Consider the following 1,640-nt stretch of genomic DNA (forward strand, 5'->3'; position numbering starts at 1 on the left):
ATTAAGGGGTGAGTAACGCAACACCAATGCCGCCGCAAACCGCCTTAATCACTAAAATTAACGCATAGTAAAAATGCCACGCGTTACGAATCCCTCTTGAATTGTTTGTTAGCACGCTGCTCTTAAAGCCTTTGAAACGCACTAAAGCATTAAAACATAGCACTAAATTTATGGCATAAAACACCAAAACCAAACGGACAGCTGCCAAACTAAAAACAAACTTCAAGACGTAAGTTGGCTAGAAGAAAAACATGCTTAACTGCCCTTTTTCACCGCTTTCAAATTAGCAAAGAATACGGGCTTGGAACTTGAACAATAGCGACAAAGAAATACTTGTTTTGCCGAAAACCTCTCGGCGCCAAAGAAACCACGCCAGAGAAATAGCCCGAAAGTTAGAAACCGTAAACGATGAAGTCAAAGCGAAAACTTCGCATATAGTGCCACCGGAGCGAACATGAAAGGTACATTTGATCAGGTGTAAAGCTAGGAAAACAAACCAATAAACACAGAAACGTTTAACCTTTGAAGCCAACCCAGTGCTAACGCCGCATTAAGGTGTGAGCGACGCTACGTAGACACTAAACCACTGCGCCATAAACACGAAGCCCATCGATGGAATGAAAAGTGCCAAACGTTGGGGTCACTCTTAAATGCTTTGTTATGTGCTAGTTACAATCGAAAAACCAATATTTCCGTTTACCAAGACTAAACAAATATACTGATACATTACCTGCCTCTGTGTAATTCTTAAGCCTTTCATTCGGTAACGTTACCCATAACCAATCAAAGTCTACATCGATATCTTCTGGAATATGAGCTTCAATGAACTCTTGTTTATCTGTGAAGTCCTCTTTTGAAGCTATTCGCTCAAAAACTGGATACTGGCCACTAATTAATGGCCACTCATGGTCTTGCCAACAAGGTAAGGATGGAGTTTTATAGGTGATAGTCTTTGAGTCTTCTGTATCACTCTCAGCGCAATCGTTAGGTTCAATATCTAGTTCTATCAAAGCGCCAGAAGACAAACAAGAATCACAAATACACTCGATGTCAGTTTGCCCTGGGTACATTCCAGCGTCGAACCATATGCCTACTTTAAAACAAACTGAGCACTGTGTTGGCTCGTCAACCTTGAATGCAAAGTTCTCCGTATCAGAGAAAAACTCAAATTTCATTTGTACTCCTTCTGGCACATAACGCTCTGTTAAGGGGTGAACAACGCAATACCGATGCTGCCGCATACCACCTTAATCACTTAAACCAACGCATAGTGAAAATGCCACGCGTTGTGAATCCCTCTTGAACAGTTTGTTATATGCGTACTGGTACCCATCACCACACATACAACTTAAAGTAAACCAAGAAAGATGCTATGAGAATAAGACCACACCAAGCGAAAAATACGAAGGCTTTCGCCTCAGTTTCTGCTTCTTCCATATCGGGAAGTAAAGCCACGAAATAGCATCCGATTGGAACTAATTCGTACATTTTACCTGCATATTGGTTATTCATGCCTAAGAAAGGTGGAACATACAAATACAGACCTGAATAGCTGATAAAAAAGATAGTAACTAAAATTCTATTCCAACCTATCTCTTCGCCTTCTTGGTATAGCTTAAATAACAGGTAGATAGCACCCA

General features: G+C 40.8%; 2 protein-coding genes. Both read right to left on the reverse strand.

The window, feature by feature from the left end:
• Positions 1 to 665 precede the first annotated feature (665 nt).
• On the reverse strand, positions 666 to 1,175 hold the full coding sequence (locus ACF8EG_RS10940; protein ID WP_069505162.1) for a CbrC family protein: 510 nt from the start codon (positions 1,173 to 1,175) through the stop codon (positions 666 to 668).
• Positions 1,176 to 1,332: 157 nt separating this feature from the next.
• A partial coding sequence (locus ACF8EG_RS10945; protein WP_392419452.1) for a hypothetical protein occupies positions 1,333 to 1,640 on the reverse strand: 308 nt, incomplete at its 5' end.

Origin of the sequence: Vibrio sp. YQ_11, assembly GCF_043103065.1 — a bacterium.
GTDB lineage: Bacteria > Pseudomonadota > Gammaproteobacteria > Enterobacterales > Vibrionaceae > Vibrio > Vibrio parahaemolyticus.

Excerpts from the sequence above, each read along its gene's own strand:
- ACF8EG_RS10940 (WP_069505162.1), bottom strand. The coding sequence starts at position 1,175 with ATGAAATTTGAGTTTTTCTCTGATACGGAGAACTTTGCATTCAAGGTT.